The organism is Aeromicrobium sp. PE09-221, from assembly GCF_002174305.1.
GTDB lineage: Bacteria > Actinomycetota > Actinomycetes > Propionibacteriales > Nocardioidaceae > Aeromicrobium.
In genome coordinates this window covers 1-1,224 of record NZ_MIJB01000100.1, presented here as the reverse complement: position 1 = coordinate 1,224, position 1,224 = coordinate 1, and the positions used below count along the sequence as shown (strand labels likewise).

The 1,224-nt window shown below is 58.4% G+C and carries 2 protein-coding genes; both read left to right on the top strand.

Annotated features, from left to right (window positions below):
- Positions 1-122 precede the first annotated feature (122 nt).
- On the top strand, positions 123-857 hold the full coding sequence (locus BHE97_RS19545; RefSeq protein ID WP_140400285.1) for an FIST N-terminal domain-containing protein: 735 nt from the start codon (positions 123-125) through the stop codon (positions 855-857).
- 2 nt (positions 858-859) lie between these two features.
- Positions 860-1,114, top strand: a complete 255-nt coding sequence (locus BHE97_RS19540) for a hypothetical protein (protein WP_087625669.1) — start codon at positions 860-862, stop codon at positions 1,112-1,114.
- The last annotated feature ends 110 nt before the right edge of the window (positions 1,115-1,224 follow it).

Sequence of the window (1,224 nt, the reverse complement as noted above, 5' to 3'; positions counted from 1 at the left end):
TCGGCGTGATGCTGTGTGCTGCGTTGTGATTAGTTCGTTGTATGTTTTGATGTCTAGACTCGGACGTCATCCGAGCTGCGCAGGTGTCTGGTGGGGTCGGATATGTTTGTAAGCGACAGGGCTTGTACCGCGTCGTGGAGTGTCCAATCGTCGGAGGAGCGGCCGCGCACTCCTTCAACTACTTCAGCTTGCGGGAGACGTATCAGTACTTCGGAGGCCGACTACTGGCGCGCGCAGCCGTCGCCGTGGCGATAAGCGGTGATTTTCAGATCGAAATCGGCGTCTGCCACGGCTGTTCACCGGTGGGCGTCGAGTTCGAGGTCACGCGAGCGGAAGGCAACATATTGTACGAGCTCGGAGGGCGAAGGGCGAGCGATGTCTGGGAAGAGATCTGCGGGAGTATCGCCGATAAAACCAATCAATCCTCCGCATTGGCCATCGGAGTGCCCCTACAGGGGGTGAGCGGAGCCTTGGACTACCAGGTGCGCGCTGGTTACTTCATCGACACGGAGTCGGGGGGTGTTACCCTTGGTCCGTCCATCGCTACGGGAACGCACATCATGCTCCACCACCGCACGACCGAGGACGTGGTCGAAGGGGCGCGGCAGATGGGTCGCGACATGGTGGCTCGCATCGGAAGTCGGCGCGTCTGTGCCTTGCTGGGATTCGAGTGCGGGGCGCGCACGCTTCCGTTCTTGGGAGCCGAAGGAACACTGAAGGAGAATCAAGAACTGCAAAGCCTGTTCGATGAGAGCGTTCCTTGGCTAGGAATGATGCCGTGGGGCGAAATCATTCCCATGGGAGGGCCGCCTACCTTTCACAACTACTCATACCCCTTGCTCGCCATCGTGGAGTAACGGTGACTGCCAACTCCGAGGCTTTGGCGATGCTTCAAGCCAAGGCCATGCTCTTGCTCCGACGCGAGCGTGAGGTGCACGAGCTGCGCAACGAACGCAGCCGCATCCTCATCTGGTCCAAGGTGCTGCACGAGCTGTCGCTTGGCTTGCACGCGGCTACGCCTCAGCCGCTGCTCGAAAAGTGGGTCGACGCCTTGGTTACGGATCTGACCTTTCAAGTTGCCGCAGTGTATGCGCTGTCTCTTATACCCATCTGACGCTGCAGACTACTCACTCACTATCGTGTCTGACGGTATCCGTCTAATAAACATAGAAACATCAACGTAGACACGTCGTACCACACTCTACTCAACGACACCTCGCTCAA